Origin of the sequence: Streptomyces sp. DSM 15324 (assembly GCF_001514285.1) — a bacterium.
GTDB lineage: Bacteria > Actinomycetota > Actinomycetes > Streptomycetales > Streptomycetaceae > Streptomyces.
On sequence record NZ_KQ949023.1, the window covers coordinates 315157 to 340008 of the forward strand.

Here is a 24852-nt window from a genome sequence, read left to right on the forward strand (position 1 = left end):
GGCGCCTTGATCGCAAGCCCATCGTCCTGAGCTTACGGAGACTCAAGATGACCGTAGACGTCATCGCCCTTACCCCGAAAACGCCCGACCAGGCGTCCCTGCTGGCCGCTCTCCACGCCGGTGGCCCCGATCTCGAACTGACCGCGACCGACGACGGTGCGGTCCTCCAGCTGTGCACCGCCGCGGGCCGCCCGCTGGTGGCCGTAGAGGCTCCGCTGCTCGTCCACGTGCCGGGTGAGGCAGAACGTCTCCTGGGCGCCGCGACCACCCCTCCCGAGCCGCCGTACTGGTGGACCGAGGTACGCGCCACCACGACCGCTCCCGAGGCGGAGCGGCTCGCCAAATCCGTGTGCGGGCGCCTGACCATGCTCCTCGGCGGCACCACCTGGCCGCCGGGGGCGGCTCGCACCTCCCGTGTCACCGTCCCGGACGAACCCCCCGGTACCCAGGACTTCCCGACCGTCGACGCGCTGACCGACTCGACCGCCGTCGTCCTCTCCGACCGTCCGCTCCTCCCGCTCACCGCCTGGCTCTCGGACACGCTCCGAGCCGCGGCGCAGTCGAACCGCGCCCTCCACCTCGTCACGCCACCGCACGTCCGCCTCACCCTGCCCCTGCGCACCGCACTCGGCGGGGCACCCAACCGCTGGGTCGTCCAGGACCCGCAGGGCGGTTATTACGACGGCCTGTCCGGGGCGCGTCTGGCCTGGCAGAGCGGCAGCGGCACCTTCACCCCCGTCGACGGCACCCTCGCCGACGCCTTCACCGCCGGGGCCGCGCCCACCGAGCACCGGCAGCTCACCCTCACTTTCCGTGCGGTGCACGTACCCGACGAGCGGCTCGTGCTCGGCCGCGCGCTGGAGACTGCCTGGCGCCACCTCACCGGCTCCCCGCCCCTCGGCTGGGGCACGGCTGAGCCAGCCAATCTCCCCTGGTCGCCGCACCAGTTGACCGACCTCGCCCGGGACCGGGCCCCGGCCCCCACCCACCTCGTCGCCGTCGGCGCCCCCTTCCATCCGGCGTCCATCGCCACCCAGCGCGTCGCCCGTACGACGGCGGGCGTCGCCGAAGAGGTCACCCTCACCCTCGGCTACGAGCGCCCTGAGGACATGCCGCTCGGCACCTTGGAATCCCTCGCCGCGACCCTCGTCACGGAACACGCCCTGACGACGATGCTCGTCACCGTCCGCGCGGCCCGCGCCGACCTCACCCTGCCGCCACGGGTGGAGGGACCACCCCTGCCGGTCTCGTTCACCCTGGGGCCACGCGACGTGAAGAGCATCGGCCTTCCCCGCGCCGAGCGCCCACCGATCCCCGCCCAGCCGCACCGACTCGGCTCACCGGCGTCCCCGGCCCTCCACTATCCCCTGGGCGACGGCACCGACCCGAGGGCCTGGAAAGCTCTCCAGACCCTCGGCGCCCACCTCAAGACCGCTGCGGGAGGACCAGCTTCCCGTCCCTGACGCCCGTCACGCAGTCACTGCCCCCTCCCCGCCGCCATGATGCCGACGCATTCTTCGAGCGCCGCGTGCAATGCCGGTACGAAGGCTGCGAGTTCGGCATCCGTGGATCTGCCTGCCTCCAGTACGGCGCCGACGACCGTCACCAGTACGGCGGACGCCTTCAGGGCGTGCGCGTCGGCCAGCTCCTCCAGGAAACCGCCGGGGCGCGCCATCACGAACGCCTCTTTGCCGGTGCCGGGGTCGACGCCGACGCTGCGGAATCTCCTCGCGCTGCTCATGCGGCGGCCTCCAAGGGGACGTAGTCCTGGCCGAGCGTCGCGAGAACCGCCGCGCGGCGCCGCTCCTGCTGGAGGTGCCTGCGGTCTCGTTCGTCCCGCTCGCGCTCCCATACGGCGAGGTACGGCCGGACGAGGGGCAGACCGTCGGCCGGGATGGTGTCCGGGCGGCACGCCCGCGTCCGACGCAGAGGCGGAGAGGCGGTGGAGAAAGGGGCCACTGCAAGGGCCCGGTGCGCCCCGCGAGGCGGCAGGAAGAGGCTCAGGATCGCGGCCAGTAGGCTGCGCATAGGTCGACTCCTATCTCAGTCGGCTCAGCCCCGGCACGGAAGCTCTCACCCTTCCCGCCGGGGCGCTTTCATTTCGCCCTAGCTTACCCGTATAGCGGTAGTGGTAGGTAGTAGTTGGTAGTAGTACTAAGTGATGCGTGGTTGCAGGCAGCGGCATACGTTCAACGAGTGGACGAGATCAGCCCTGATTCACCGCAGTACGTGTACGAACAGCTCGCCGCGATCATCGAACGCAGGATTCGCACCGGCGTGCATCCGCCGGGCACTCGACTACCCGGCGAACTGACCATGACGCACGAGTACAAAGTCGGTCCCGGCACAGTCCGGCGCGCCCTCGACATCCTTCGCGACCGGGGCTTGGTGGTGACCGTGCGGGCCCGTGGGTCGTTCGTGGCCGATCCTCTGCCGCCCGCCCCCGACGCCGCCGTACGCCCGTCATAGAGAAGCGCGTGCGCCAGAATTCTGCGGCGGGACTGCGTCACCGGTCGCCGCAAGCGGAGTCAACCACTGGGGTATTGCCCCGATGTTGTCCGTGACTCGACGCAGGAGTACGGCCGGACCAGGAGGCGCGTGAGGCGTCCCCTGGTCCGGTCGTACCGTCAGATCGCCGCAGAATTCCGGGCGAGGAATGCCGGGATGACAGTCCTCCTTCGTGTCACCGACAGATCCCTCACCATTCCCCCGAACGGCCCGACGCTCCCGTAAGGAAACACCGTGTCGACATTGATGCGTGCGCCTCGGGAGTGTGCCTCCTGGTTCTGGGATCTTTACGACTTCGGCTCGCCGGGCCTGGAGTCGGCTCTCTCGCTCGCCGCTCGGACGAGTGAGGTGCTGAGCCGGCATGCGCTCCTCGTCCCGGTTCGCCTGGAATACGTCTGGGGCGTCGCAGGTGTGGGGACCACGGGCATCACGACCTCGCTTGATCTGGCGGTGAGGCCACTTGGCGATCCGGGCCTCCCGGCGCAGGTGAGAGGCAGCCGCCCCGCAGCGCACCCCACCGCCGATATCGCCGACTTCAGCGTGCTCGGTACGGGGACCTGGATCGACGCGGACGATCAGCCCGGGAACGAATACCGACTGGTGGACCTCTCCTTCTCCACGGCTCCCACGGGATTGTCGGCCGAGCTCTCCGTGCACCATGACATCTGGGCCCGCTATGACTTCTCAGGACGTCCCCATCCGGAGATCCAGCGGAGAAACGCACCACGGCTGACTGCCGCTCTGAAAGACCTCACCAGCTTGTTCGGAACCCCACCGGAGCCGGGCGAGCGGACGTATTTCGGAATGGCGACCGTGGAGGGGCTTGCTGAGCCGGAAGCGGATGAGAACGGCATGGGCCCTGACCTGACCGGCCGACTGTGAAGCCAGGAAGGCCGCCGTCCCAAGGGACTGACACCTGCGGCGGCCTCCGCGGGAACGTAGTCCTGGCCCGGGGGGCGCGGCGACTGGCAGCCTGGCCGGATGCTGCCAAGTGAGGCCCAGCTCGTGCAGCGCTACGGAATCGCGCGGACGACCGTGCGGCGAGGGCTCGGCCTGCTGGCCGACGAAGGCTGGGTGTATGCGGTTCCTCAACGGGGTTGGTTCGTCTCCGACCCCTTGCCGCCCGCCCTCGCCTGACACCGCTCTGCCGGCCCTTCGCGCCTCCGTGCGGGCGGGTGACAGCCGTAGGATCGGGCGCGACTCGCGAACGAACGGATGCCGACACCCATGTACGTCAGCCGGATCATCGTCAAGGACATCAAGTCCTTCCACGGCCCGCGCCAGGTCGATCTGACCCTGACCCGTCCCGATGGCGGCCACGCCGGCTGGACGGTGCTCGCCGGGCGCAACGGGTCCGGGAAGACGACGTTGCTCCGGGCGGTGGCTCTGGCGCTCAGCGGACCCGTGGTGGCCCGCAGTCTGGTTCCGGGGTTCGAGAACTGGGTCGCCCAGGGCGCCGCTGAAGGCCGGGTCGAGATCGAGATCGCGTGGGACACGAAGGAGGATCGGTTCTCGCAGGGGCGGCGACCCGCCGGTGCCGTCCGGGCCGGGCTCCTGTGGACAGCGCCCCACGACGTCTCGGGCGCCAGAGCGTCGGTCCGTAGGGGGACCCAGCCCGCGCTGGACGAGATCAAGTACACGAAGGCGCAGAACAGCGTGGCCCGCCGGGGCCCCTGGGCCGACAATCCGGCCGGGTGGTTCTGTGCGGCGTACGGGCCCTTCCGACGCATGGCCGGAGGTTCCGGCGAGGTGCAGCGGCTGATGCTGGCATCCGGTCCGGTGGCACGGCAGGCGAGTCTCTTCCACGAGGACGCCTCGCTCGCCGAGGGCGTCGCCTGGCTGGTGGAGCAGCACCTGAGGGCGCTCGAGAAGAGGCCGGGCGCCGCCGAACTCAAGCGAACCGCACTGGCGATCCTCCAGGACGGGCTTCTGCCGGACGGGTACCGGATCATCGACGTCGACTCCGAGGGCCTGTGGGTCGAGCGTGACGGCCGGCGCTTTCCCCTGCGGGAGATGAGCGACGGATTCCGCACGGTGGCGGCTCTGGTCGTTGACATCCTCAAGCAGATGCACGACGCGTCCGGGCTGTCCGTCCGGGATGCGGAGGGGCAGCCGCTCTTCAACCGTCTGCCCGGCGTCGTCATCATCGACGAGATCGACGCCCACCTGCACGTCTCCTGGCAGCGCCGGATCGGCCCCTGGCTGACCGATCACTTCCCCCACATCCAGTTCATCGTCACCACGCACAGCCCGTACATCTGCCAAGCCGCCGACCCCGGCGGCCTGATCCGGCTGCCGGGGGTGGACGAGGCCCGGCCGCCCGAGGTCATCGGCCCGGACCTGTACGACCGAGTGGTGTACGGCAGTGGCGACGACGCCGTGCTCTCCGATCTCTTCGGTCTCGACACGCCCTACTCCGAGCGGGCCGAACATCTGAGGGCCGAGTTCGTGGAGCTGGAGGCGGAGATCTACGACGGGGCCTCGTCACGGGAGGTGCTCGCCCGCTACCGGGAACTGAAGGAGCGGCTTGCCAGTTCGCCGTCGGCCCGTCTGGACGAGATGAGCGCGCACCTTCACCGCAGGACACGGGAGATGGCCCGGCGCCCGCGGGACGGAGAAGAGTGATCCGCCTCCGGCGCGCCGTCCTGTCGCCGGCTACGAAGGAACGACTGACGGCCTACACCGACGACATCCGGCAGCAGGCCACGGAGAAGGAACGCAAGGACAGGGCCAAGAAGCTCTGGGCGAACAGCCGACAGGTCCGTCCGGCGCTCCGGGCGGGGCTCGTGGAGATGGCCCCCGGCCACGAACGCTGCATGTACTGCGGCGACGGCCAGGGCACCGACATCGACCACTTCGAGCCGAAGAGCCTCGCTCCCCTGCGGACCTTCGACTGGCTCAACCATCTGCTTGCCTGCTCTTTCTGCAACAGCAACCAGAAACGGAGCCTCTTTCCCACCGCACCCGACGGCAGCCCCCTGCTCGTCGACCCGACCACCGAGGACCCCTTGGACCACCTGCGGCTGGTGCTCCCGCTCGGAACGTACCGGGGGCTGACCGACCGAGGACGGGCCTGTATCGAGGTGTTCGGGCTCAACGACAGAGCGGTCCTGGTCAAGGGACGTGTGGACGCCTATGAGCGGGCCGGGATCTTCATGCGGCAGTGGCGCATCACCATGGACGACGGGGAGTGCGACGAGGCGAGGAAGATCGTCCGGATCGCCTGGGACCACCCCCTCATCGATGTGCTGGTCAACATGTTCCACCAGTCCGCACATCCGGCGGCCGATGCCCTTTTCGCGGGGGAGGAGAAGATCCTCGACCTCCTCCGCGACCCCGAACTGCGGACCGCGTTCCTGCACTTCCGGGGAGTCCGCTACTGACGAGCCCGTCTCGCACGGCCCCACCGAACGCGTCCCGGCCGCTCGCCGACTTCGCCGTACCCGCCGCCATGTCGGCGGCTGCGCCCCCGCACCGGAGAAGCGGTGCGAGGGCGCAGCTTTACGGTGCCGGTGAGGTCAGAACCGCTCCAGCAGCCACGCGCACAGCTCCTCCGTCGGAAGCGTGTGCGGGGTCGTCGTGGACGAGCAGCGGAACTCGTCGACGCCGCTCTGGGACGGGTCCAGGCCGTCGACCGGCGCGTACAGGTCTCCCTGCTGTGCGAAGTCCGCGATGTCGACCGCGCTGACCGACGGGACGAAGCACACGTGCGGCTGGCGCAGGTCCGCCTCGCCGCCGGCCTCGATCATCGAGTGGGCGAGGATCTCGTACGTCGCGAGTGTCCCGCCCGGTGCGCCGTCCAGCTCGGGGAAGTCGCTGGTCGTGATGGTCCGCTCGGTCGGCGGGAGCAACCGGTGCAGGTAGGCGACCGTCACGTCGTCGCCCTGCGCCTGGGCGTAGAAGGTGGTGCCGGGGTAGCGGACGTCGAGCCGCAGCGTGACCTCGCCGGGCTGGACGTCGGGCAGCCCGATGCCGTCGCCGCGGCCGTTGGCGACGGCCAGCTTGCGCGGGATCCGCGGCCACTGCCCGACCCGGTCCAACTCATTGAGCAGCGCGCTGCGTTCGGGGGCCACGCCGATCTTCTGGGTGGTCTTGTCGTAGTGCTGCCACAGCATCTGCCGTGCCGCCGGGCTGTTCATCTGCTGCGCGAAGGGGTGCGGCTTGAGGTCCAGGCCGTACGGGAGCAGGTACGCGAAGGCCTGGACGCCGACGGGGATGGTCGCGCCGCGGTGCGGGGTGTCGAACGAGAAGTACACGGCGGTCTGGTGCTCGTCCTCGTGGAAGTCGGTCTCCATCCGGGCGAGGGTGTAGCGGGTGATGAGGCCGCCCATGCTGAAGCCGCCGACGATCAGCCGCTCGGAGCCCTCGCGGAGCTCGATGGCCTTGCGGATGGTGGCCTCGGCCGCCTTGGAGTTCTCCAGGATGGACGCGGTGCGGTTGTCGAAGCCGAGCAGGATCACGTCCCGGCCGCCGCGGCGGAGTTCGCTGATGAAGGGGTAGTCCTCGCCTTCCAGGAACTGGTAGAGCTTGTCGAGCTCGCTCCTGCCGTGGTTGAAGCCGTCGGCGATGATCACCGGCTGGGTGAGGCGGCGGTCGTCACCGGCGTGGAAGACCCAGGCGAAGCCCTTGTCGATGTCGGCGTCCCACACCTCGTGATCGGGTACGTCGATCGATCGGGTGGGTGCGTCGAGCGGGTCGCCGATCCTGATCGGGCCGACCTGGGGCTCGGTCTTCTCGGACATGGCCGTACTCCTCGTGGGAGGGGGGAGGGGGACGACATCATCATGTGGCATATTTCGGGCAAATCGCCTGTTGGGAAATTTCTGGAAACCCCTGCGGCAGCCGTACAACCCTTCCCGTCACCGGCGTGTCGTACAGGGCGTCGGGACCTCTGGAGGGGGATCTGGGGGGATCGCGGGGGGTTTCGACAGCTGGAGGGGGAAAGCCGAGGGGCCCGGTCGACGGACCGGGCCCTTCGAAGGGTTTCGCGGCGTTTCACCGCCGAGTGGTCCGGCGGCTCAGAAGAACACTCCGCAGCGCAGCAGCACGTTCGCGTACGGCCGCGCCTCGCCCGTGCGGATCACCAGCCGGGCCCCAGCCGACAGCTTCTTCAGTTCCTCGTGCGGGACGTACGCCAGTCGGGTGAAGTGCCCCGTCAGAAGGCTCGCGGCGGCCGGATTCGCCTCCCGTACCTCCGAGGCCGCCGTGGCGCCCTCCACGACCAGCTCCTCCAGCAGGCCCTCCAGCACCTCCGCGAAGGACGGCACCCCCGCCCGGAAGGCGAGGTCGACCACCCGGGGGCCGTCCGGGATCGGCATCCCGGCGTCGCACACCAGCACTCCGTCCCCGTGCCCCAACTCGGCCAGTGCCCCTGACAGGTGACGGTTCAGGATCCCGGTCCTCTTCACAGGGCGTCGACCTCCTCGGCGGTGGGGAAGGACACCTGGGCGCCCTCCTTGGTGACCGCGGCCGCCCCGACCCGGGCGGCGTACGCGGCGGCGACGGCGAGTGGCTCGGCGAGACCGAGCCGCCAGGCCAGCGCCGCGGTGAACGCGTCGCCCGCCCCGGTCGTGTCCACGGCCGCGACCCGCACGGCCGGGATCCTCGCGGTCCCGTCCGCGTCCGCGACCAGCGCGCCCCGCGCGCCCAGCGTGACGACCACCGAGCGCGGGCCGAGGGCGAGCAGCTCCCGCGCCCGGTCCTCGGGCTCGGGGCCCACGAGGTCCCCGAGCAGCACCCGTGCCTCGTGCTCGTTCACGATCAGCGGGTCGCAGGCCGCCAGCACCTCGGCCGGCAGCGGCCGGGGCGGCGACGGGTTGAGGACGAAACGGTGGCCGGGAGCCAGATTCCGTACCACCTCCACGACCGTCTCCAGCGGGATCTCCAGCTGCGCCGAGACCACCCGCGCGGACCGGAACAGGTCCCCGGCCGCCCGGACGTCGGCCGGGGTCAGCCGGCTGTTGGCACCCGGTGAGACCACGATGCTGTTGTCTCCGGACGGGTCCACCGTGATCAGCGCGACCCCGGTGGGAGCCCCGCCGGTGAGGATGCCGGCGGTGTCGACGTCGGCCGCTCGCAGGGAGTCGCCGAGCAGCCGGCCGTGCGCGTCGTCGCCGACCCGGGCCAGCAGCGCCGTACGGGCCCCCAGCCGGGCGGCCGCGACGGCCTGGTTGGCGCCCTTGCCGCCCGGGTGGACGGCCAGGTCGGAGCCGAGGACCGTCTCGCCGGCCGCCGGGCGGCGGTCGACGCCGATCACCAGGTCGGCGTTGGCCGACCCTACGACCAGCAGGTCGTAGCCGTGCATCGTTGTGTTTCCTTACGTCGGTTCGGCGTCCCCGTGCGGGACGACGTCAACTGGTGCGCGGACGACGTCAGGAGGAGAACTCGGCGACGTTGGCCGCGGTGACCACCTTGACAGGCACCTTCACGGTCGTGTCGACCTTCTTGCCCTTGGCGGCCTTCACGGCGTTCTCGACGGCCAACTGGCCCAGCAGCTTGGGCTGCTGCGCCACCGAGGCGAACAGCGTGCCCCCCTTGACCGCGGTCAGACCGTCCGGCGTGCCGTCGAAGCCGACGACCTTGACCGTCTTGCCCGCCTTGCTGCCCAGGGCCTTGATCGCGCCGAGCGCCATCTCGTCGTTCTGCGCGAAGACACCGGTGACGTCCGGGTGGGCCTGCAGCAGGTTGGTGGTGACGTCCAGGCCCTTGGTGCGGTCGAAGTCGGCCGGCTGCGAGGCGACGACCTTGATGCCCGGGTAGGCCTTGAGCCCCTCGGTGAAGCCCTGGCCGCGCTCGTTGGCGGCGGAGGTGCCGGCGGTGCCCTGGAGGACCAGGATGGTGCCCTTGCCGCCGAGGGCCTCGGCGATCGTCTTGGCGGCGAGCTTGCCGCCCTCGACGTTGTCCGAGGCGACGGTGGCGGCGACGGTGGCCTTGTTGACCGTGCGGTCCGCGGCGATGACCGGGATGCCGGCGTTGTCGGCGGCCTTGACGGACGGGCCGGCCGCGTCGGAGTCCACCGGGTTGATGATGATCGACTTCACGCTCTGGCTGGTGAAGTTGTCGATCTGGTTGGCCTGCTGGGAGGCGTCGTTCTGGGCGTCGGTGACGGTGAGCTTGACGCCCTCCTTCTCCGCCTCGGCCTGGGCGCCCTCCTTCAGCTGCACGAAGAAGGGGTTGTTGAGGGTGGAGAGCGACAGGCCCACCTTGAGGTCCGAGGAGCCGGACGACCCGTCGTTGCAGGCGGTGGCGGTGAGGGCGAGGGAGGCTATGACGGCGGTGGCGACGGAGATCTGCTTGATGCGCATGACGGTTCCTTGCGGGTGAGGGTGGGTGCGGGTGCGGGGGGACCGTGGGGACGGGGGGACCGTGGGGACGGGGGGGCGGAGAGGCGGCGGACGGCTACGAGCGCCGGCGCAGCGTGTCCAGCAGCACGGCGAGCGCGATCACGACGCCGATGACGACCTGCTGCCAGAAGGCGGAGACCGACAGCAGGTTGAGGCCGTTGCGGAGCACCGCGAGGATCAGCGCGCCGATGAGGGTGCCCGACGCCTTGCCGACACCACCGGAGAGGCTGGCGCCGCCGATCACGACCGCGGCGATGGCGTCGAGTTCGTAGCCGTACGCCGCCTGCGGCTGGGCGGAGGCGAGCCGGGAGGCGAGGACGATGCCCGCGACGGCCGCGAAGGCGCCGGCCAGGGCGTAGATGACCAGCTTCTGGCGCTTGACGCGGATACCGGAGAGCCGGGCGGCCTCCTCGTTGCCGCCGATCGCGTACATGGCGCGGCCGATGTACGTGCGGTTCAGGACCACGGCGGTGACCAGGCCCATCGCGATCATCACCAGGACCGGTACCGGCAGCCAGCCGCCGATGGTGGTGCCCAGCTCGGACACGGAGTCGGGGAAGGCGATCGGGCTGCCCTGCGAGATGACCAGGGCGAGGCCGCGGCCCACCGACAGCATGGCCAGGGTCGCGATGAACGGCGGCAGCTTGCCGAAGGAGATGAGCGCGCCGCTGATCAGGCCGCTGCCGACGCCGGTGGCGAGGGCGAGCAGGACCGCGATCCACACCGGGACGCCCTGGTCGGTGGCGGCCCAGGCCAGCACGGTGGCGGAGAGCGCGGCGACCGAGCCCACCGACAGGTCGATGCCCGCGGAGACGATCACGAACGTGACACCGAACGCCAGGATCGCGGTGACGGCCGCCTGGACGCCGACGTTGAGGAGGTTCTGGGTGGCCAGGAAGTCGCCCGACAGGAACGACATCGCCACGGCCAGGACGACCAGCGCGGTGAGGGCGCCGTTGTCGAGGAGCATCCGGCGCAGTGCGGGGGCACCACCCGTGTGCGTACTACTGCTCTTGAGCGTGTCAGTGGCCACGGGAGACCTCCACATCCTTTGCTGCTGAGTTCGTTGTCGCTGAGTTCGTTGTCGCGGTGTCCGTCGCCGCGGTCGCGCTGACGGCCAGCGCCATGACGGCGTCCTGTGTCGCTTCCTGGGCGGAGAGTTCGCCCGCGATCCGGCCCTGGGACATCACCAGGACGCGGTCGCTCATGCCCAGCACCTCGGGGAGGTCGCTGGAGATCATCAGAACCGCGTGCCCGGAGGCGGTCAGTTCGTTGATCAGCTGGTAGATCTCGACCTTGGCGCCCACGTCGATGCCGCGGGTCGGCTCGTCGAGGATCAGCACCTTGGTGTCGGCCAGCAGCCACTTGCCGATGACGACCTTCTGCTGGTTTCCGCCGGACAGCGTCCGTACCTGCTGGTGCAGTCCGGCCATCCGGACCTTGAGCTGCCCGGAGATCCGGTCGGCGGCCCGCCGCTGCCCGGCCCGGTCCACGAAGCCCGCGCGGGTGGAGCGGCCCAGGGTGACCAGGCCGAGGTTCTCCTGCACGGTGGCGTCCAGCACCAGGCCCTGTCCCTTGCGGTCCTCGGGCACCAGGCCGAGTCCGGCGTCCATGGCCGCGTTGACGTCCTGCCGCCGCAGCGGGTGACCCTGCACCTCGACGCTGCCCAAGTCGTACGGGTCGGCGCCGAAGACGGCCCGGACGACCTCGGTGCGGCCGGCGCCGACCAGGCCCGCCAGTCCGACGACCTCGCCGGCCCGGACCTCGAAGTCGATGTCGTGGAAGACACCGGCCCGGGTGAGGCCGCTGACCCTGAGCAGCGGCGCCCCGGCAGCGGCGCGTTCGCGCGGGTACTGCTGCTCGATGCTCCGGCCGACCATGAGCCGTACGAGGTGGTCCTCGGGGGTGTTCGCCGGGACCTGGTCGACGCTGCGGCCGTCGCGCAGGACGGTGACGCGGTCGCCGAGGGCGGCGATCTCCTCCAGGTGGTGGGTGATGAAGACGATGCCGACGCCGTCGTCCCGCAGCCTGCGCACGATCCGGAAGAGCTTCTCGACCTCTTCGGTGGTCAGGACGGCGGTCGGCTCGTCCATGATCAGGACGCGGGCGTCGAGGCTCAGCGCCTTGGCGATCTCGACCATCTGGAGCCGGGCGATGCCCAGGTCGCGCACCCGGGTGCGGGGGTCGACGTCGACACCGACGCGGGCGAGGAGCTCGGCCGCGTCCGCGTTCATCCGCTTCCGGTCGAGGAGGCCGAAGCGGCGCGGCTGGCGGCCCAGGAAGATGTTCTCGGCGACCGTGAGGTCGGGAACGAGGTTGAACTCCTGGTAGATCGTGGCGATGCCGAGCCGTTCGGCGTCCTGTGCGCCCTGGATGCGGGTCTCGGCGCCGTCGACGAGGATGCGGCCCTCGTCGGGGCGGTAGGCGCCCGAGAGCATCTTGATGAGGGTGCTCTTGCCGGCTCCGTTCTCGCCGAGCAGCACGTGCACCTCGCCGCGGCGCAGAGCGAAGTCCACGCTGTCGAGCGCGACGACACCGGGAAAGGTCTTGCGTATTCCTTCGATACGCAGCAGTTCGTCGGGGTGGCTCACGTGATGCTCCTCGGGTCCTTCGGGGAAGAGGCGGCCTCGCCGCACGAGCGGCGCACGACGAGACGGGCGGGGAGGGCGACGGACCGGGAGGGCCGCCCCTCGATGCGGTCGACCAGGGCGCGTACGGCGGCCCGGCCCAGTTCCCCCGTCGGCTGGGCGATCGCTGTGATCGGCGGATCGGTGTGCACGAACCACCGGATGTCGTCGAAGGCCGCCAGCGCGATGTCGTCCGGAACGCGCAGCCCGCGCGCGCGGACGGCGTCCAGCGCGCCCAGGGCCATCAGGTTGTCGGTGGCGAACACGGCCTCGGGCGGCTCGGGCAGGTCGAGGAAGCCGTCGGTGACGCGTCGTCCGCTCTCGGCCTTGAAGTCGCCCTGCCCTATGTAGGCGTCCGGCAGGGGGAGCCCGTATTCGGCCATCGCGGCCCGGAAGGCCTCGATGCGCTCGCTGCCGGTGGTGGTGGCGGCCGGGCCCGCGATGATGGCGAGCCTGCGGTGCCCGAGCCCGTGCAGATGCGCGACGAGGTCCCGTACCGCCGCCCGTCCGTCGGCCCGTACGACGGGCACGTCGACGCCGGGGATCCAGCGGTCGACGAACACCATCGGGGTGCCCGCGCGCGCGGCGTCGAGCATCAGCGGCGAGCCGCCGTCGGTGGGGGAGACCAGCAGACCGTCGATCCGGCGGTCCAGCAGGGTCCGTACGTGGTGGTCCTGGAGGTCGGGCCGTTCGTCGGCGTTGCCGATGATCACGCTGTAGCCGAGCGCGCGGGCCTCCTCCTCCACGGAGCGGGCCAGCTCGGTGAAGTAGGGGTTCATCACGTCGCTGATGACCAGGCCGAGGGTGCGGGTCTGATCGGTGCGCAGCGACCGGGCGACGGCGTTCGGGCGGTAGCCCAGCGCCTCGACGGCGGCCAGCACGCGGGTGCGTGCGTCCTCGCTGACCGACGGATGGTCGTTCAGGACGCGCGACACCGTGGCGACGGAGACCCCCGCCTCGGCGGCCACGTCCTTGATGCTCGCCATCGCCGCTCCACCTCCTCGTGGACTCGGTACCGGAAGCGCGTGGAATCGATTACATCCGCGCGCAGAAAGGATTGGAATCGATTACATGGGCGTAAAGCAAGCCCTCGGAGTGGCTGAAATCGATTTGTGATGAACCCCGGACCGGGGCGATCTAGGCTTCCCCTGTCCCGGCGCGGGTGGCATGCCCGTGCCAATGAAGTCCGACAGGGGAGAAAGAGACATGCGCGCACCTCGGATACTCGGAGCGTCCCTGGGGGCGGCCGCCCTGGTGGGGGCCGGAGTCGTCCTCGCGAGCCCGGCGGCCGCGGCGTCCTGCACGGCGACCGCCCTGGAGACGGTCGTCATCCGTTCCACCACCAGCACCAGCGGTACGGCCCTCGCGCAGGTCAACAAGGGACAGAGCGCGTCGGCGTCCTGTGTGTCGTACTACGGCACCTCCACGTACGAGAAGTGCGGCATCGTCAGCAAGCGCTGGGTGAAGGTCACCCGCAGCGGCGTCACCGGCTATGTGGTCGGCACCTGTGTGACGCTCGCCGAGAACTGACGCCCGACGGGAATGTCGGTGCCGGGCGGTACCGTCGGATCATGACCGATCAGGCGGGGGCCTCCCCGGCGGGGGAGCGGCGACTGGCCACCCTGGAAGGCGTACTGGAGCGCATCACGTACGCCAACGAGGAGAACGGCTACACGGTCGCCCGGGTGGACACCGGCAGAGGCGCCGGCGACCTTCTCACAGTCGTCGGCGCGCTGCTCGGCGCCCAGGTCGGCGAGTCGCTGCGGATGGAGGGCCGCTGGGGCTCGCACCCCCAGTACGGCAAGCAGTTCACCGTGGAGAACTACACGACCGTGCTGCCGGCCACCGTCCAGGGCATCCGGCGCTATCTGGGATCCGGCCTGGTCAAGGGCATCGGCCCGGTCTTCGCCGACCGCATCACGCAGCACTTCGGCGTGGACACCCTGACGATCATCGAGGAGGAGCCGAAGCGCCTGATCGAGGTGCCCGGCCTCGGTCCCAAGCGCACGAAGAAGATCGCCGACGCCTGGGAGGAACAGAAGGCGATCAAGGAGGTCATGCTGTTCCTCCAGACCGTCGAGGTGTCCACCTCCATCGCGGTGCGGATCTACAAGAAGTACGGCGACGCGTCGATCTCCGTCGTCAGGAACCAGCCCTACCGGCTGGCCGCCGACGTCTGGGGCATCGGCTTCCTCACCGCCGACCGGATCGCCCGGTCCGTCGGCATCCCGCACGACAGCCCGGAGCGCGTCAAGGCGGGCCTGCAGTACGCGCTCTCCCAGTCCACCGACCAGGGCCACTGCTATCTGCCCGAGGAGCGGCTGATCGCCGACGCGGTCAAGCTCCTCCAGGTCGACACCGGCCTGGTCATCGAGTGCCTGGCCGAGCTGGCCGAGCCGGACGAGGACTCCGGCGAGCCGGGTGTCGTACGGGAGAAGGTCCCCGGTGCGGACGGCGAGGAGGTCACCGCGGTCTACCTGGTCCCCTTCCACCGCGCCGAACTCTCCCTCTCCGCCCAGGTGCTGCGTCTGCTGCGCACCGAGGAGGACCGGCTGCCGGGGTTCCGCGAGGTGGCCTGGGACAAGGCGCTGGCCTGGCTGAAGGGCCGTACCGGCACAGAGCTCGCGCCCGAGCAGGAGGCGGCCGTGCGGCTCGCGCTGACCGAGAAGGTCGCGGTGCTCACCGGCGGCCCGGGGTGCGGCAAGTCCTTCACCGTGCGCTCGATCGTGGAGCTGGCCCGCGCCAGGAAGGCCAAGGTCGTGCTGGCCGCGCCCACCGGCCGCGCCGCCAAGCGGCTGGCCGAGCTGACCGGCGCCGAGGCCTCGACCGTCCACCGGCTGCTGGAGCTCAAGCCGGGCGGCGACGCGGCGTACGACCGGGACCGCCCGCTCGACGCCGACCTCGTGGTGGTCGACGAGGCGTCGATGCTGGACCTGCTCCTGGCCAACAAGCTGGTGAAGGCCGTACCGCCGGGCGCGCGGCTGCTGTTCGTCGGGGACGTCGACCAGCTCCCGAGCGTCGGCGCGGGCGAGGTCCTGCGCGACCTCCTCGCCGACGGCAGCCCGGTGCCCGCCGTGCGGCTCACCCGGGTGTTCCGCCAGGCCCAGCAGTCCGGTGTGGTGACGAACGCCCACCGGATCAACGCCGGGCAGCACCCGGTCACCGACGGCATGAAGGACTTCTTCCTGTTCGTCGAGGACGACACCGAGGAGGCCGGCCGGCTCACCGTGGACGTGGCGGCCCGCCGGATCCCGGCGAAGTTCGGCCTGGACCCGCGCCGGGACGTGCAGGTGCTGGCGCCCATGCACCGCGGGCCCGCCGGCGCCGGCACGCTCAACGGACTGCTCCAGCAGGCCATCACCCCCGGCCGCCCGGATCTGGCGGAGAAGCGGTTCGGCGGGCGGGTGTTCCGTGTCGGCGACAAGGTCACCCAGATCCGCAACAATTACGAGAAGGGGAAGAACGGTGTCTTCAACGGCACGGTGGGCGTGGTCACCTCGCTCGACCCGGTGGACCAGCGCCTGACGGTACTGACGGACGAGGACGAGGAGGTCCCGTACGAGTTCGACGAACTGGACGAACTGGCCCACGCGTACGCGGTGACGATCCACCGTTCACAGGGAAGTGAATATCCCGCCGTCGTGATCCCCGTCACCACGGGAGCATGGATGATGTTGCAGCGGAACCTGCTGTATACGGCCGTCACCCGTGCGAAGCGCCTCGTCGTCCTGGTCGGCTCACGCAAGGCGATCGGCCAGGCGGTGCGCACGGTCTCGGCGGGCCGGCGCTGTACCGCCCTCGATTTCCGCCTCTCGGGCCGTTGAGCACGCGGTTCTCGAACCCAGCACAAAAAATGATCGATCAAATGAGTCGCAAAGGTCACACAGCACTTCCCCAACCGTGACCAAGGCGGCAGTATGTGCAAGTTGGCGGCACTGAGTGCCGTCGATGAGCCCAGTGGTCGACCCCGAGTGCACTCTCCTGCGCCAAATGGGGGAGGGTGGAGACAGTCAGGGCAACCTCGAAGAAGAGGCACAACGTCGGTGAGGGATGACGTGAGCGACAACTCTGTAGTACTGCGGTACGGCGACGGCGAGTACACCTACCCGGTGATCGACAGCACCGTCGGCGACAAGGGCTTCGACATCGGGAAGCTCCGCGCCCAGACCGGTCTGGTGACCCTGGACAGCGGCTACGGCAACACCGCCGCCTATAAATCCGCCATCACGTACCTCGACGGCGAGCAGGGGATCCTCCGGTACCGCGGCTACCCGATCGAGCAGCTCGCGGAGCGGTCGACCTTCCTGGAGGTCGCCTACCTGCTGATCAACGGCGAGCTGCCGACGGTCGACGAGCTGAGCGTCTTCAAGAACGACATCACGCAGCACACCCTGCTGCACGAGGACGTCAAGAACTTCTACAAGGGCTTCCCGCGCGACGCCCACCCGATGGCCATGCTGTCCTCGGTGGTCTCCGCGCTGTCCACCTTCTACCAGGACAGCCACAACCCGTTCGACGAGAAGCAGCGCAACCTCTCCACGATCCGTCTGCTCGCCAAGCTCCCGACGATCGCGGCGTACGCGTACAAGAAGTCGATCGGTCACCCGTTCGTCTACCCGCGCAACGACCTCGGTTACGTCGAGAACTTCCTGCGCATGACCTTCTCGGTCCCCGCCCAGGAGTACGACCTCGACCCGGTCGTGGTCTCCGCCCTGGACAAGCTCCTCATCCTGCACGCGGACCACGAGCAGAACTGTTCGACCTCCACGGTCCGCCTCGTCGGCTCCTCGCAGGCGAACATGTTCGCCTCGATCTCGGCCGGCATCAACGCGCTCTGGGGCCCGCTGCACGGCGGTGCCAACCAGTCCGTCCTGGAGATGCTGGAAGGCATCCAGGCGGGCGGCGGCGATGTCGACTCCTTCATCTCCAAGGTGAAGAACAAGGAGGACGGCGTCCGCCTGATGGGCTTCGGCCACCGGGTGTACAAGTCCTTCGACCCTCGCGCCAAGATCATCAAGGCCGCGGCGCACGATGTCCTCTCGGCCCTCGGCAAGTCCGACGAGCTGCTGGACATCGCCCTCAAGCTCGAGGAGCACGCGCTCTCCGACGAGTACTTCGTCCAGCGCAACCTGTACCCGAACGTCGACTTCTACACGGGTCTGATCTACCGCGCGATGGGCTTCCCGACCGAGATGTTCACGGTCCTCTTCGCCCTCGGCCGCCTTCCGGGCTGGATCGCCCAGTGGCACGAGATGATCAAGGAGCCGGGTTCCCGCATCGGCCGTCCCCGGCAGATCTACACGGGCGTGGTCGAGCGCGACTTCGTTCCGGTCGAGGAGCGCTAGAGCCTTAGGCGGGGGAGCCGAACGGGTGCCCCCGCCACCGGTGCGTTGTCGGGCACGGGTGAGTGGGGGCGTTCGCGCAGGTTCCGCGCCCCTTCGGGTGGGGCCGGCCCGCCCCCGTGACCATGCACCCTCGCTGCCTGCGACAAGGAAAAGCGGAAGGCGCCCCGGCGTCAGTCCCCCCACGGGCCGACGACCAGGGCGCCTTCCCATGTCCCGGTGCGGATTCCCCCCACGGGATCCGGCCGGGCGTTATGAGGACAGCGCCTGAATTCGCTGTGTCGATATGCGGTTGTCCTGCGGTTGTCGTGCCTGCGGTTGAGCACCGCGGGGGGAACCCGCCGTACTACCGCGTGTGCGGTCTGCCGGGACGCGCACGCTGGGAGGGCCGCTCAAAGCTTCCCGGTGTACGTGCCCCGGCAACGCATCTCTGAGGAAGTCCCCCAAGACATCCCCAGATGCCGGTCCGCGCCCCCCAAGACGCTTTCCGACACCGTCAACTTAGACCGTCGAACCCCTTCGGTGGTTACGTTCACGTCACTGTGATCTGTGTCTCTTGCATATGTCCGTTAGATGCGCAAGAGCCCGGATACAGCGAGCGAGGCCCAAGCGTAAGGATGATGCGCGAGCCTTGTGAAGAGCTTATGTGAGGCTCGCGCAGGACTCCAGGGGGTCTCAGTCAAAGGTGCGCAACCTGAGACTGTTCGTCACCACGAAGACCGACGAGAAGGCCATCGTGGCCCCGGCGATCATCGGGTTGAGCAGTCCGGCGGCGGCCAGCGGCAGCGCGGCCACGTTGTACCCGAAGGCCCACACCAGATTGCCCTTGATCGTGGACAGGGTCCGCCGGGACAGCCTGATGGCGTCCGCCGCCACCCGCAGGTCCCCCCGTACCAGCGTCAGATCGCTCGCCTCGATCGCCGCGTCCGTTCCGGTGCCCATGGCCAGCCCCAGATCGGCGGTGGCGAGCGCGGCCGCGTCGTTGACGCCGTCGCCGACCATCGCGACGACCCGCCCCTCGTCCCTCAGCCGCCGGACGACGTCGACCTTCTCCTCGGGCAGCACCTCGGCGATCACCTCGTCGATCCCGACCGCCGCCGCGACCGCCTCCGCGACGGCCCGGTTGTCCCCGGTCAGCAGCACCGGGGTGAGCCCCAGCGCGCGCAGCTCCTTGACCGCCTCGGCGCTGGTCTCCTTGACCGCGTCGGCGACCGTGAGCACCCCGCGCGCGCTGCCGTCCCAGCCGACGACGACGGCCGTACGACCGCCCCGCTCGGCCTCGTCCTTGGCGCGGGCCAGCTCGCGCGGAAGCTCCTCGAAGAGCCGCCCCACGGCCACCTCGCGTCCCTCCACCCGCCCCCGTACGCCCCGCCCGGGCACGTTCTCGAAGTGCTCGGCCGCCGGCAGGTGCCCGGCGCGCTCCTGCGCGCCCGCGGCCACCGCGCGGGCGACCGGGTGCTCGGAGGCGTGCTCCAGGGCGCCCGCGAGCCGCAGCAGCTCGGTCTCGTCGGTGCCGTCCGCGACGTACACGTCCTGGAGGGTCATCCGGCCGGTGGTGACGGTGCCCGTCTTGTCGAGGACGACGGTGTCGACGCGGCGGGTGGACTCCAGGACCTCGGGCCCCTTGATGAGGATGCCGAGCTGGGCGCCGCGCCCGGTGCCGACCAGCAGGGCCGTGGGGGTGGCCAGGCCGAGCGCGCACGGGCAGGCGATGATCAGCACGGCGACGGCCGCGGTGAACGCGGCGACGGTGTCCCCGGTCGCGCCGAGCCAGCCGCCGAAGGTGGCGGTCGCGATCACCAGGACCACGGGCACGAACACCCCCGCGATCCGGTCGGCGAGCCGCTGCACCTCGGCCTTGCCGTTCTGCGCGTCCTCCACGAGCCGCGCCATCCGGGCGAGCCGGGTGTCGGCGCCGATCCGGGTGGCCTCGACGACGAGCCGCCCGCCGGCGTTCACGGTCGCGCCGGTGACGGCGTCGCCCGGCCCGACGTCCACCGGCACCGACTCACCCGTCAGCATCGAGACGTCGACCGCGGAGACGCCCTCGACGACCGTGCCGTCGGTGGCGATCTTCTCTCCGGGCCGTACGACGAACCGGTCGCCCACGGCGAGCCGGTCGGCCGGGATCCGGGTCTCCCGCCCGTCGCGCAGCACGGAGACGTCCTTGGCGCCCAGCTCCATCAGGGCCCGGAGCGCCGCCCCCGCGCTCCGCTTGGAGCGGGCCTCGAGGTAGCGGCCGAGGAGGATGAAGGCGGTGACCCCGGCGGCGACCTCCAGATAGATCGCGGAGGCGCCGTCGGTGCGGGAGACGGTGAGTTCGAACGGGTGCCGCATGCCGGGCATGCCCGCGTCGCCCAGGAACAGCGCCCACACCGACCAGCCGAAGGCGGCCAGCGTGCCGATGGACACCAGGGTGTCCATGGTGGCGGTGCCGTGCCGCAGGTTCGTCCAGGCGGCCCGGTGCAGCGGCGCGCCGCCCCAGACGACGGCGGGCGCGGCGAGCGTCAGCGAGAGCCACTGCCAGAAGTCGAACTGGAGGGACGGGACCATCGCGAGCAGGACGACGGGCGCCGCGAGGAGGACGGTGACCAGGAGTCGGTGGCGCAGAGCCGAGAGCTCGGGGTCGCTCCCGGCCGTGTTCCCCGCGCCTTCCCCGGCGGGCTCCTCGCGGACGGGTTCCTCGGCGGTGTACCCCGTCTTCACCACGGTCGCGATGAGGTCGGCGACCCCGGTCCCGGGCGGGTAGCTGATCTTCGCCTTCTCGGTGGCGTAGTTGACCGTCGCGGTCACCCCGTCCATCCGGTTCAGCTTCTTCTCCACGCGGGACGCGCAGGTCGCGCAGGTCATTCCGCCGATCAGCAGTTCGACCTCGGCGGTCGGGGCGGCTATCGGCGCGCCGGTGGCGGTGCTCGTCGTCATGGCCGTGGGGGCGATCGGGTCAGGCCCGGCCGGCCAGCTCGAATCCGGCCTCGTCGACCGCGGCGCGCACGGCCTCGTCGTCGAGCGGGGTGGCGGAGACGACGGTGACCTCGCCGGTGGCGGCGACGGCCTTGACGGAGACGACCCCGGCCAGTTCGGAGATCTCGCCGGAGACGGCGCCCTCGCAGTGGCCGCAGCTCATGCCGCTCACCCGGTAGACGGTGGTGACGGAGCCGGCGGTGTCGGTCGATGCGGTCATGTCGTTCTCCTGGGGGGAGGCGGATGGGGTCGGCGGAGACCTGAGAGGTCTCCCAGTAACCCCACACTATACCCCTAGGGGGTATTTCTCCAAGAAGGGTCCTGGCGTGCCAGCGAGCGCACCCAGGCCACCCCGAGCAGGGCCACGCACACCGTCGCGCCGACCGAGAACAGCGTGAGCAGATGCTGCTGCTCGGTGGTCGGCCGCGGGATGTACCCCTCGGCGAAGAGCCGTCGGTCAAGGCCGCCGGCGGTCAGCCGGGCCACCAGCCAGATCGCGATCCCGTGGGTGGAGTCCCACAGAGCGTGCAGCAGCGCGACCCCGACGCAGGTGCCGAGGACGGGCGCGGCGAACGGGAAACGCCCGTTCGGACGGCGGTACTCCAGCAGGACCCCGCCCGCGACCGCCGTCCACAGCCCGTGACCGAAGGGCGCGAGCACCCCGCGCAGGATCTCGGTCTCCAGCAGCGCGCCGAGGTCGATGCCGACCGTGGAGACGGCCGCCTCGAAGGCGTACCCGGCGCTCTCCAGGGCCGCGAAGCCGAAGCCGACGGCCGCGCCCAGCACCACCCCGGCGCGCAGGCCCCGCAGCCGGGTCTGCCGGCGCAGTACGAACATCAGCGCGCCGAGCTTCGCCGCCTCCTCGATCAGCCCGACCCCGACGAACATCCACAGCGAGGGGTGCAGCAGGTAGGACTCCATCACCGACGCGCCGAGCACACCCAGCGTGCCGCCGGTCAGGAAGCAGCCGAGGATCAGGCCGATGCCCAGGTCACGGCCGTGCCGCTCGTACGCCCACAGCACGAAGCAGACCGGGACGAGGAAGCTGCCGAGCAGGATCAGGGTCGGCAGCAGGGTGGGGTTCGCGGTGGCGTACGTGACGAGCGCGGTCAGCGCCCACAGGAGCAGCCCGCCGCCCAGGCAGCGCTTCCACAGTCCGGCCGGGATCCGCGGGGCCGACGGAGGGGGCTGCTGCGGTCCGGGGATGCGGGCCCGGGGCGCGCCGGGCGGCGGGGAGTGGGTCACGGCAGATCCCCTCGTCGTCCAGGGTCGTCCGGGCGGGAGCGAGCACCCGGAGCGGATTTACCGGCACTTTATGTAGGTACGTCCTGAAGCGCAGTCCGGGACGGTCGTCCGGAGGAGGGCCGTCCGGGTGCTCGCCGACCGGAGCCTGCGGATAGCGTTCCAGTCCCGCCCTGTCAGCGACCGGCCACGACGGACCGCGGACGACAGGTGCGGACGAAAGCGGCGACGACACAGGCGACGGGAGCCCAGATGCGAGCGGTGGTCTTCGAGAAGTACGGCGCACCGGCTGAGATACGCGAGGTCCCCGACCCCCGCCCGGCCCCGCACGGAGTCGTCGTCCGGGTCGAGGCCACCGGTCTGTGCCGCAGCGACTGGCACGGCTGGATGGGCCACGACCCCGACATCGTCCTGCCGCACGTCCCCGGCCACGAACTGGCCGGCACCGTCGAGGCGATCGGGGCCGGCGTCACCCGCTGGCGCCCCGGCGACCGGGTCACCGTCCCCTTCGTGTGCGGCTGCGGAAGCTGCCCGTCCTGCGCGGCCGGCGACCACCAGGTGTGCGAGCGCCAGACCCAGCCCGGGTTCACGCACTGGGGTTCCTTCGCCGAGTTCGTGGCCCTGGACCACGCCGACGTGAACCTGGTCGCGGTCCCGGACGACCTGTCCTACGGCACCGCGGCCGCCCTCGGCTGCCGGTTCGCCACCGCGTTCCGGGCGGTCGTGCAGCGGGGGCGGGTCGCGGCGGGGGAGTGGGCCGCGGTGCACGGCTGCGGCGGGGTCGGCCTGTCCGCGGTGATGATCGCCGCGGCGAGCGGGGCCCGGGTGGTCGCGGTGGACGTGTCGCCGCGGGCGCTGGAGCTGGCGCGGACGTTCGGCGCGGCGGAGTGCGTGGACGCCCGGGGCGTGGCGGACACGGCGGCGGCGGTCCGTGACCTCACCGGCGGCGGCGCCCATCTCTCCCTGGACGCCCTCGGCTCCCCGGCCACCTGCGCCGCCTCGGTGAACGGACTGCGGCGCCGGGGCAGGCACCTCCAGGTCGGCCTGCTGCCCTCGCCCGAGGGCACCACCCCCGTCCCGCTCGCCCGCGCGATCGCCCTCGAACTGGAGATCCTCGGCAGCCACGGCATGGCCGCCCACACCTACCCCGCGATGCTGGAGGCGGTACGGGCCGGGGTCCTGCGGCCCGACCTCCTGGTGACCTCGACGATCACCCTGGACGCCGTACCGCGAGCGCTGGCGGAGATGGGGACGGCGCCGGGGGCCGGGGTCACCGTCATCGAGCCGTGGAGCTGAGAGCCGCCGGGCCGGACGGCCCCGTGTCCCGCACGAGGCGCGGGGAGTGAGGTCAGCCGGATCTGCGGCCGCGGTTGCCCGGCCGGGCGGCGGCCCAGTCCTGGACGGTGGCGGCGAACCAGTAGGGCTTGCCGCCGTCGACGCGGTCGGGCGGGGGGAGGAGCCCGTGCTTGCGGTAGGACCGTACGGTGTCCGGCTGCACGTTGATGTGCGCCGCGATCTCCTTGTAGGACCAGAGCCTTCGGTCGGTCATGCGTTGCACCTCCCTGCGCGCGCGGGGGTGGCGGCCGGGAGGCCGCCAGGGGGAGCCCGGCGCTGCGCTGGCGATCACCAAGCCTGTGCCCGGCGAACGACGCAGAGTGACGGCACGACCGCGGATGTCGTCCGTGCGTGACCGAAAACCCGCGTAGGCGGGACATGGGTGACAGGGAGGGGGTATTTGTGACGAAGGTGGTGCGAAGGCACGCGAGGGACGCGTGGGAGTGGCGCCTTGACAAGTCCGCGCGTACATCCCCGTCGTCGGCACGGGGCTCCGTCGCGTGGGCGCGGCGGGCCCCCGCAGCCCGCACACCACCTACGGCCTACGCCCCGCACGACCTCAGGAACGCCCGCGTCCGCTGAGCGATCGGCAGCGGCTTGTCCTGCTCGCAGGGGTACATGTCCTGCTCCACGATCGCGAACAGGTCCACGTCCAGCTTGCCCGCAGCCTCCAGGACGGGGCCGAGCGCCGGCACGCCCGCGGGTGGCTCGCACATCACGCCCTGGGCCACGGCCGGCCCGAACGGCGTTCCCTTGGCCTTCACGTCGGCGAGGATCTCCGGGTCCACCTGCTTGAGGTGGAGGTACCCGATCCGCGACCCGTATGTCTCGATCAGCTTCACGCTGTCGCCGCCGCAGTAGGCGTAGTGCCCGGTGTCCAGGCACAGCGACACGAGGTCGGAGTCGGTGCCGTCCAGGAAGCGGACGACGTTCTCCTCGCTGTCGATGTGGGTGTCGGCGTGCGGGTGGACGACGATCCGGAGCCCGTACCGCTCGCGCACCTCCTTGCCGAGCCGCTCGGTCAGCGTGGTGAGGTTGCGCCACTGCTCGGGTGTGAGGGTGTCGGACTCCAGCACCTCGCCGGTCTTGTCGTCCCGCCAGAAGGACGGGATGACGACGAGATGCTTCGCCCCCATGGCCTGGGCGAGCACCGCGTTGTCCGCGACATGCGCCCAGGTCTTCTCCCACACGGCCTCGCCGTGGTGGAGGCCGGTGAAGACCGTGCCGGCGGACACCTTCAGACCGCGCTTGGCGGTCTCCTCGGTGAGCACGGCCGGGTCGGTCGGCAGATAGCCGTAGGGGCCGAGTTCGATCCACTCGTAGCCGGACTGCGCGACCTCGTCGAGGAAGCGCTGCCAGGGGACCTGTACGGGGTCGTCCGGGAACCAGACGCCCCAGCTGTCGGGGGCCGATCCGATCCGGATGCGCGAGAGTGAAGCCTGCGGGGGCTGAGGTGACAACGACGTCATGGGCGCCAGCGTGCGGGCTCTCCCC

At 70.8% G+C, this 24852-nt stretch carries 21 protein-coding genes and 3 pseudogenes; 10 read left to right on the plus strand and 14 right to left on the minus strand.

Annotated features, from left to right (window positions below; genetic code table 11):
- Positions 1–47: 47 nt before the first annotated feature.
- A complete protein-coding gene (locus tag AQJ58_RS01385) occupies positions 48–1463 on the plus strand; it encodes a DUF6177 family protein (RefSeq protein ID WP_067244010.1) in 1416 nt (471 codons plus the stop codon).
- A gap of 14 nt (positions 1464–1477) precedes the next feature.
- Here AQJ58_RS01385 and AQJ58_RS01390 read toward each other — a convergent pair whose 3' ends face one another.
- Entirely contained in the window at positions 1478–1741 is a 264-nt protein-coding gene (locus tag AQJ58_RS01390; protein WP_067244011.1) for a hypothetical protein, read from the minus strand.
- Positions 1738–2028 carry a hypothetical protein gene (locus AQJ58_RS01395; RefSeq protein WP_067244013.1) on the minus strand — a complete coding sequence of 97 codons (291 nt, stop codon included), beginning with the start codon at positions 2026–2028 and terminating at the stop codon, positions 1738–1740. The genes AQJ58_RS01390 and AQJ58_RS01395 overlap by 4 nt, the downstream gene beginning before the upstream one ends.
- Before the next feature lie 168 nt (positions 2029–2196).
- On the opposite strand from AQJ58_RS01395, the gene AQJ58_RS01400 reads away from it, so the two are divergent.
- From AQJ58_RS01400 to AQJ58_RS01415, 5 genes and pseudogenes are all read left to right on the plus strand, one after another.
- Positions 2197–2469: a GntR family transcriptional regulator gene (locus AQJ58_RS01400; protein ID WP_107121934.1), complete on the plus strand. Its 273-nt coding sequence runs from the start codon at positions 2197–2199 to the stop codon at positions 2467–2469.
- A gap of 273 nt (positions 2470–2742) precedes the next feature.
- Positions 2743–3390, plus strand: coding sequence for a hypothetical protein (locus AQJ58_RS01405; RefSeq protein WP_199844505.1), 648 nt, complete (start codon positions 2743–2745; stop codon positions 3388–3390).
- 87 nt (positions 3391–3477) lie between these two features.
- Positions 3478–3645 (plus strand): annotated as a pseudogene (locus AQJ58_RS40285) (winged helix-turn-helix domain-containing protein); the annotation flags it as partial.
- A gap of 90 nt (positions 3646–3735) precedes the next feature.
- Complete coding sequence (locus AQJ58_RS01410; RefSeq protein WP_067244016.1) at positions 3736–5133, plus strand: AAA family ATPase; 1398 nt, start codon at positions 3736–3738, stop codon at positions 5131–5133.
- Positions 5130–5891, plus strand: a complete 762-nt coding sequence (locus AQJ58_RS01415) for an HNH endonuclease family protein (protein ID WP_067244018.1) — start codon at positions 5130–5132, stop codon at positions 5889–5891. Before AQJ58_RS01410 ends, AQJ58_RS01415 begins: the two co-directional genes overlap by 4 nt.
- 135 nt (positions 5892–6026) lie before the next feature.
- On the opposite strand, the gene AQJ58_RS01420 is transcribed toward AQJ58_RS01415, so the two are convergent.
- The 7 genes and pseudogenes from AQJ58_RS01420 to AQJ58_RS01445 all read right to left on the minus strand — a co-directional run bounded on the left by AQJ58_RS01420 (position 6027) and on the right by AQJ58_RS01445 (position 13464).
- Positions 6027–7250, minus strand: coding sequence for an esterase/lipase family protein (locus AQJ58_RS01420; protein WP_067244019.1), 1224 nt, complete (start codon positions 7248–7250; stop codon positions 6027–6029).
- 276 nt (positions 7251–7526) lie between these two features.
- The gene (gene rbsD / locus AQJ58_RS01425) at positions 7527–7916 is read right to left on the minus strand and encodes a D-ribose pyranase (RefSeq protein WP_067244021.1); all 390 of its coding nucleotides are present in this window, start codon (positions 7914–7916) and stop codon (positions 7527–7529) included.
- Entirely contained in the window at positions 7913–8812 is a 900-nt protein-coding gene (locus tag AQJ58_RS01430) for a ribokinase (protein ID WP_067244023.1), read from the minus strand. Before AQJ58_RS01430 ends, rbsD begins: the two co-directional genes overlap by 4 nt.
- Positions 8813–8879: 67 nt before the next feature.
- Positions 8880–9743: pseudogene (locus tag AQJ58_RS45805) on the minus strand (D-ribose ABC transporter substrate-binding protein); the annotation flags it as partial.
- Between the two features lie 166 nt (positions 9744–9909).
- A pseudogene (locus AQJ58_RS45810) lies at positions 9910–10884 on the minus strand (ABC transporter permease); the annotation flags it as partial.
- Positions 10874–12442 carry a sugar ABC transporter ATP-binding protein gene (locus tag AQJ58_RS01440; RefSeq protein WP_067244025.1) on the minus strand — a complete coding sequence of 523 codons (1569 nt, stop codon included), beginning with the start codon at positions 12440–12442 and terminating at the stop codon, positions 10874–10876. The gene AQJ58_RS01440 and the pseudogene AQJ58_RS45810, both read right to left, overlap by 11 nt.
- Complete coding sequence (locus AQJ58_RS01445; protein ID WP_067244026.1) at positions 12439–13464, minus strand: LacI family DNA-binding transcriptional regulator; 1026 nt, start codon at positions 13462–13464, stop codon at positions 12439–12441. The genes AQJ58_RS01440 and AQJ58_RS01445 overlap by 4 nt, the downstream gene beginning before the upstream one ends.
- A 220-nt stretch (positions 13465–13684) precedes the next feature.
- On the opposite strand from AQJ58_RS01445, the gene AQJ58_RS01450 reads away from it, so the two are divergent.
- From AQJ58_RS01450 to AQJ58_RS01460, 3 genes are all read left to right on the plus strand, one after another.
- Positions 13685–14008, plus strand: a complete 324-nt coding sequence (locus AQJ58_RS01450; RefSeq protein WP_067244028.1) for a hypothetical protein — start codon at positions 13685–13687, stop codon at positions 14006–14008.
- A 41-nt stretch (positions 14009–14049) separates the two neighbouring features.
- The gene (locus tag AQJ58_RS01455) at positions 14050–16302 is read left to right on the plus strand and encodes an SF1B family DNA helicase RecD2 (RefSeq protein WP_067244030.1); all 2253 of its coding nucleotides are present in this window, start codon (positions 14050–14052) and stop codon (positions 16300–16302) included.
- 231 nt (positions 16303–16533) lie between these two features.
- Positions 16534–17823: a citrate synthase gene (locus AQJ58_RS01460; RefSeq protein WP_055637269.1), complete on the plus strand. Its 1290-nt coding sequence runs from the start codon at positions 16534–16536 to the stop codon at positions 17821–17823.
- 672 nt (positions 17824–18495) lie between these two features.
- Here the strand turns inward: AQJ58_RS01460 and AQJ58_RS01465 are convergent.
- The 3 genes from AQJ58_RS01465 to AQJ58_RS01475 all read right to left on the minus strand — a co-directional run bounded on the left by AQJ58_RS01465 (position 18496) and on the right by AQJ58_RS01475 (position 22026).
- Positions 18496–20742, minus strand: a complete 2247-nt coding sequence (locus tag AQJ58_RS01465) for a heavy metal translocating P-type ATPase (RefSeq protein ID WP_067244033.1) — start codon at positions 20740–20742, stop codon at positions 18496–18498.
- Positions 20743–20761: 19 nt separating this feature from the next.
- A complete protein-coding gene (locus tag AQJ58_RS01470) occupies positions 20762–21001 on the minus strand; it encodes a heavy-metal-associated domain-containing protein (protein ID WP_067244035.1) in 240 nt (79 codons plus the stop codon).
- Positions 21002–21075: 74 nt separating this feature from the next.
- Positions 21076–22026, minus strand: coding sequence for a PrsW family intramembrane metalloprotease (locus AQJ58_RS01475; RefSeq protein ID WP_067244037.1), 951 nt, complete (start codon positions 22024–22026; stop codon positions 21076–21078).
- A 249-nt stretch (positions 22027–22275) separates the two neighbouring features.
- Here AQJ58_RS01475 and AQJ58_RS01480 point away from each other — a divergent pair, with 249 nt between their 5' ends.
- On the plus strand, positions 22276–23319 hold the full coding sequence (locus AQJ58_RS01480) for a zinc-dependent alcohol dehydrogenase family protein (protein WP_067244039.1): 1044 nt from the start codon (positions 22276–22278) through the stop codon (positions 23317–23319).
- A 52-nt stretch (positions 23320–23371) separates the two neighbouring features.
- Here the strand turns inward: AQJ58_RS01480 and AQJ58_RS01485 are convergent, their stop codons facing one another.
- Positions 23372–23572: a helix-turn-helix transcriptional regulator gene (locus AQJ58_RS01485; RefSeq protein WP_067244041.1), complete on the minus strand. Its 201-nt coding sequence runs from the start codon at positions 23570–23572 to the stop codon at positions 23372–23374.
- 328 nt (positions 23573–23900) lie between these two features.
- On the minus strand, positions 23901–24827 hold the full coding sequence (locus tag AQJ58_RS01490; RefSeq protein WP_067244042.1) for a sugar phosphate isomerase/epimerase family protein: 927 nt from the start codon (positions 24825–24827) through the stop codon (positions 23901–23903).
- Positions 24828–24852 lie beyond the last annotated feature (25 nt).

Excerpts from the sequence above, each read along its gene's own strand:
- AQJ58_RS01385 (WP_067244010.1), top strand. The coding sequence starts at position 48 with ATGACCGTAGACGTCATCGCCCTTACCCCGAAAACGCCCGACCAGGCG.
- AQJ58_RS01390 (WP_067244011.1), bottom strand. The coding sequence starts at position 1,741 with ATGAGCAGCGCGAGGAGATTCCGCAGCGTCGGCGTCGACCCCGGCACC.
- AQJ58_RS01395 (WP_067244013.1), bottom strand. The coding sequence starts at position 2,028 with ATGCGCAGCCTACTGGCCGCGATCCTGAGCCTCTTCCTGCCGCCTCGC.
- AQJ58_RS01410 (WP_067244016.1), top strand. The coding sequence starts at position 3,736 with ATGTACGTCAGCCGGATCATCGTCAAGGACATCAAGTCCTTCCACGGC.
- AQJ58_RS01420 (WP_067244019.1), bottom strand. The coding sequence starts at position 7,250 with ATGTCCGAGAAGACCGAGCCCCAGGTCGGCCCGATCAGGATCGGCGAC.
- AQJ58_RS01430 (WP_067244023.1), bottom strand. The coding sequence starts at position 8,812 with ATGCACGGCTACGACCTGCTGGTCGTAGGGTCGGCCAACGCCGACCTG.
- AQJ58_RS01445 (WP_067244026.1), bottom strand. The coding sequence starts at position 13,464 with ATGGCGAGCATCAAGGACGTGGCCGCCGAGGCGGGGGTCTCCGTCGCC.
- AQJ58_RS01450 (WP_067244028.1), top strand. The coding sequence starts at position 13,685 with ATGCGCGCACCTCGGATACTCGGAGCGTCCCTGGGGGCGGCCGCCCTG.
- AQJ58_RS01455 (WP_067244030.1), top strand. The coding sequence starts at position 14,050 with ATGACCGATCAGGCGGGGGCCTCCCCGGCGGGGGAGCGGCGACTGGCC.
- AQJ58_RS01465 (WP_067244033.1), bottom strand. The coding sequence starts at position 20,742 with ATGACGACGAGCACCGCCACCGGCGCGCCGATAGCCGCCCCGACCGCC.
- AQJ58_RS01470 (WP_067244035.1), bottom strand. The coding sequence starts at position 21,001 with ATGACCGCATCGACCGACACCGCCGGCTCCGTCACCACCGTCTACCGG.
- AQJ58_RS01480 (WP_067244039.1), top strand. The coding sequence starts at position 22,276 with ATGCGAGCGGTGGTCTTCGAGAAGTACGGCGCACCGGCTGAGATACGC.
- AQJ58_RS01485 (WP_067244041.1), bottom strand. The coding sequence starts at position 23,572 with ATGACCGACCGAAGGCTCTGGTCCTACAAGGAGATCGCGGCGCACATC.
- AQJ58_RS01490 (WP_067244042.1), bottom strand. The coding sequence starts at position 24,827 with ATGACGTCGTTGTCACCTCAGCCCCCGCAGGCTTCACTCTCGCGCATC.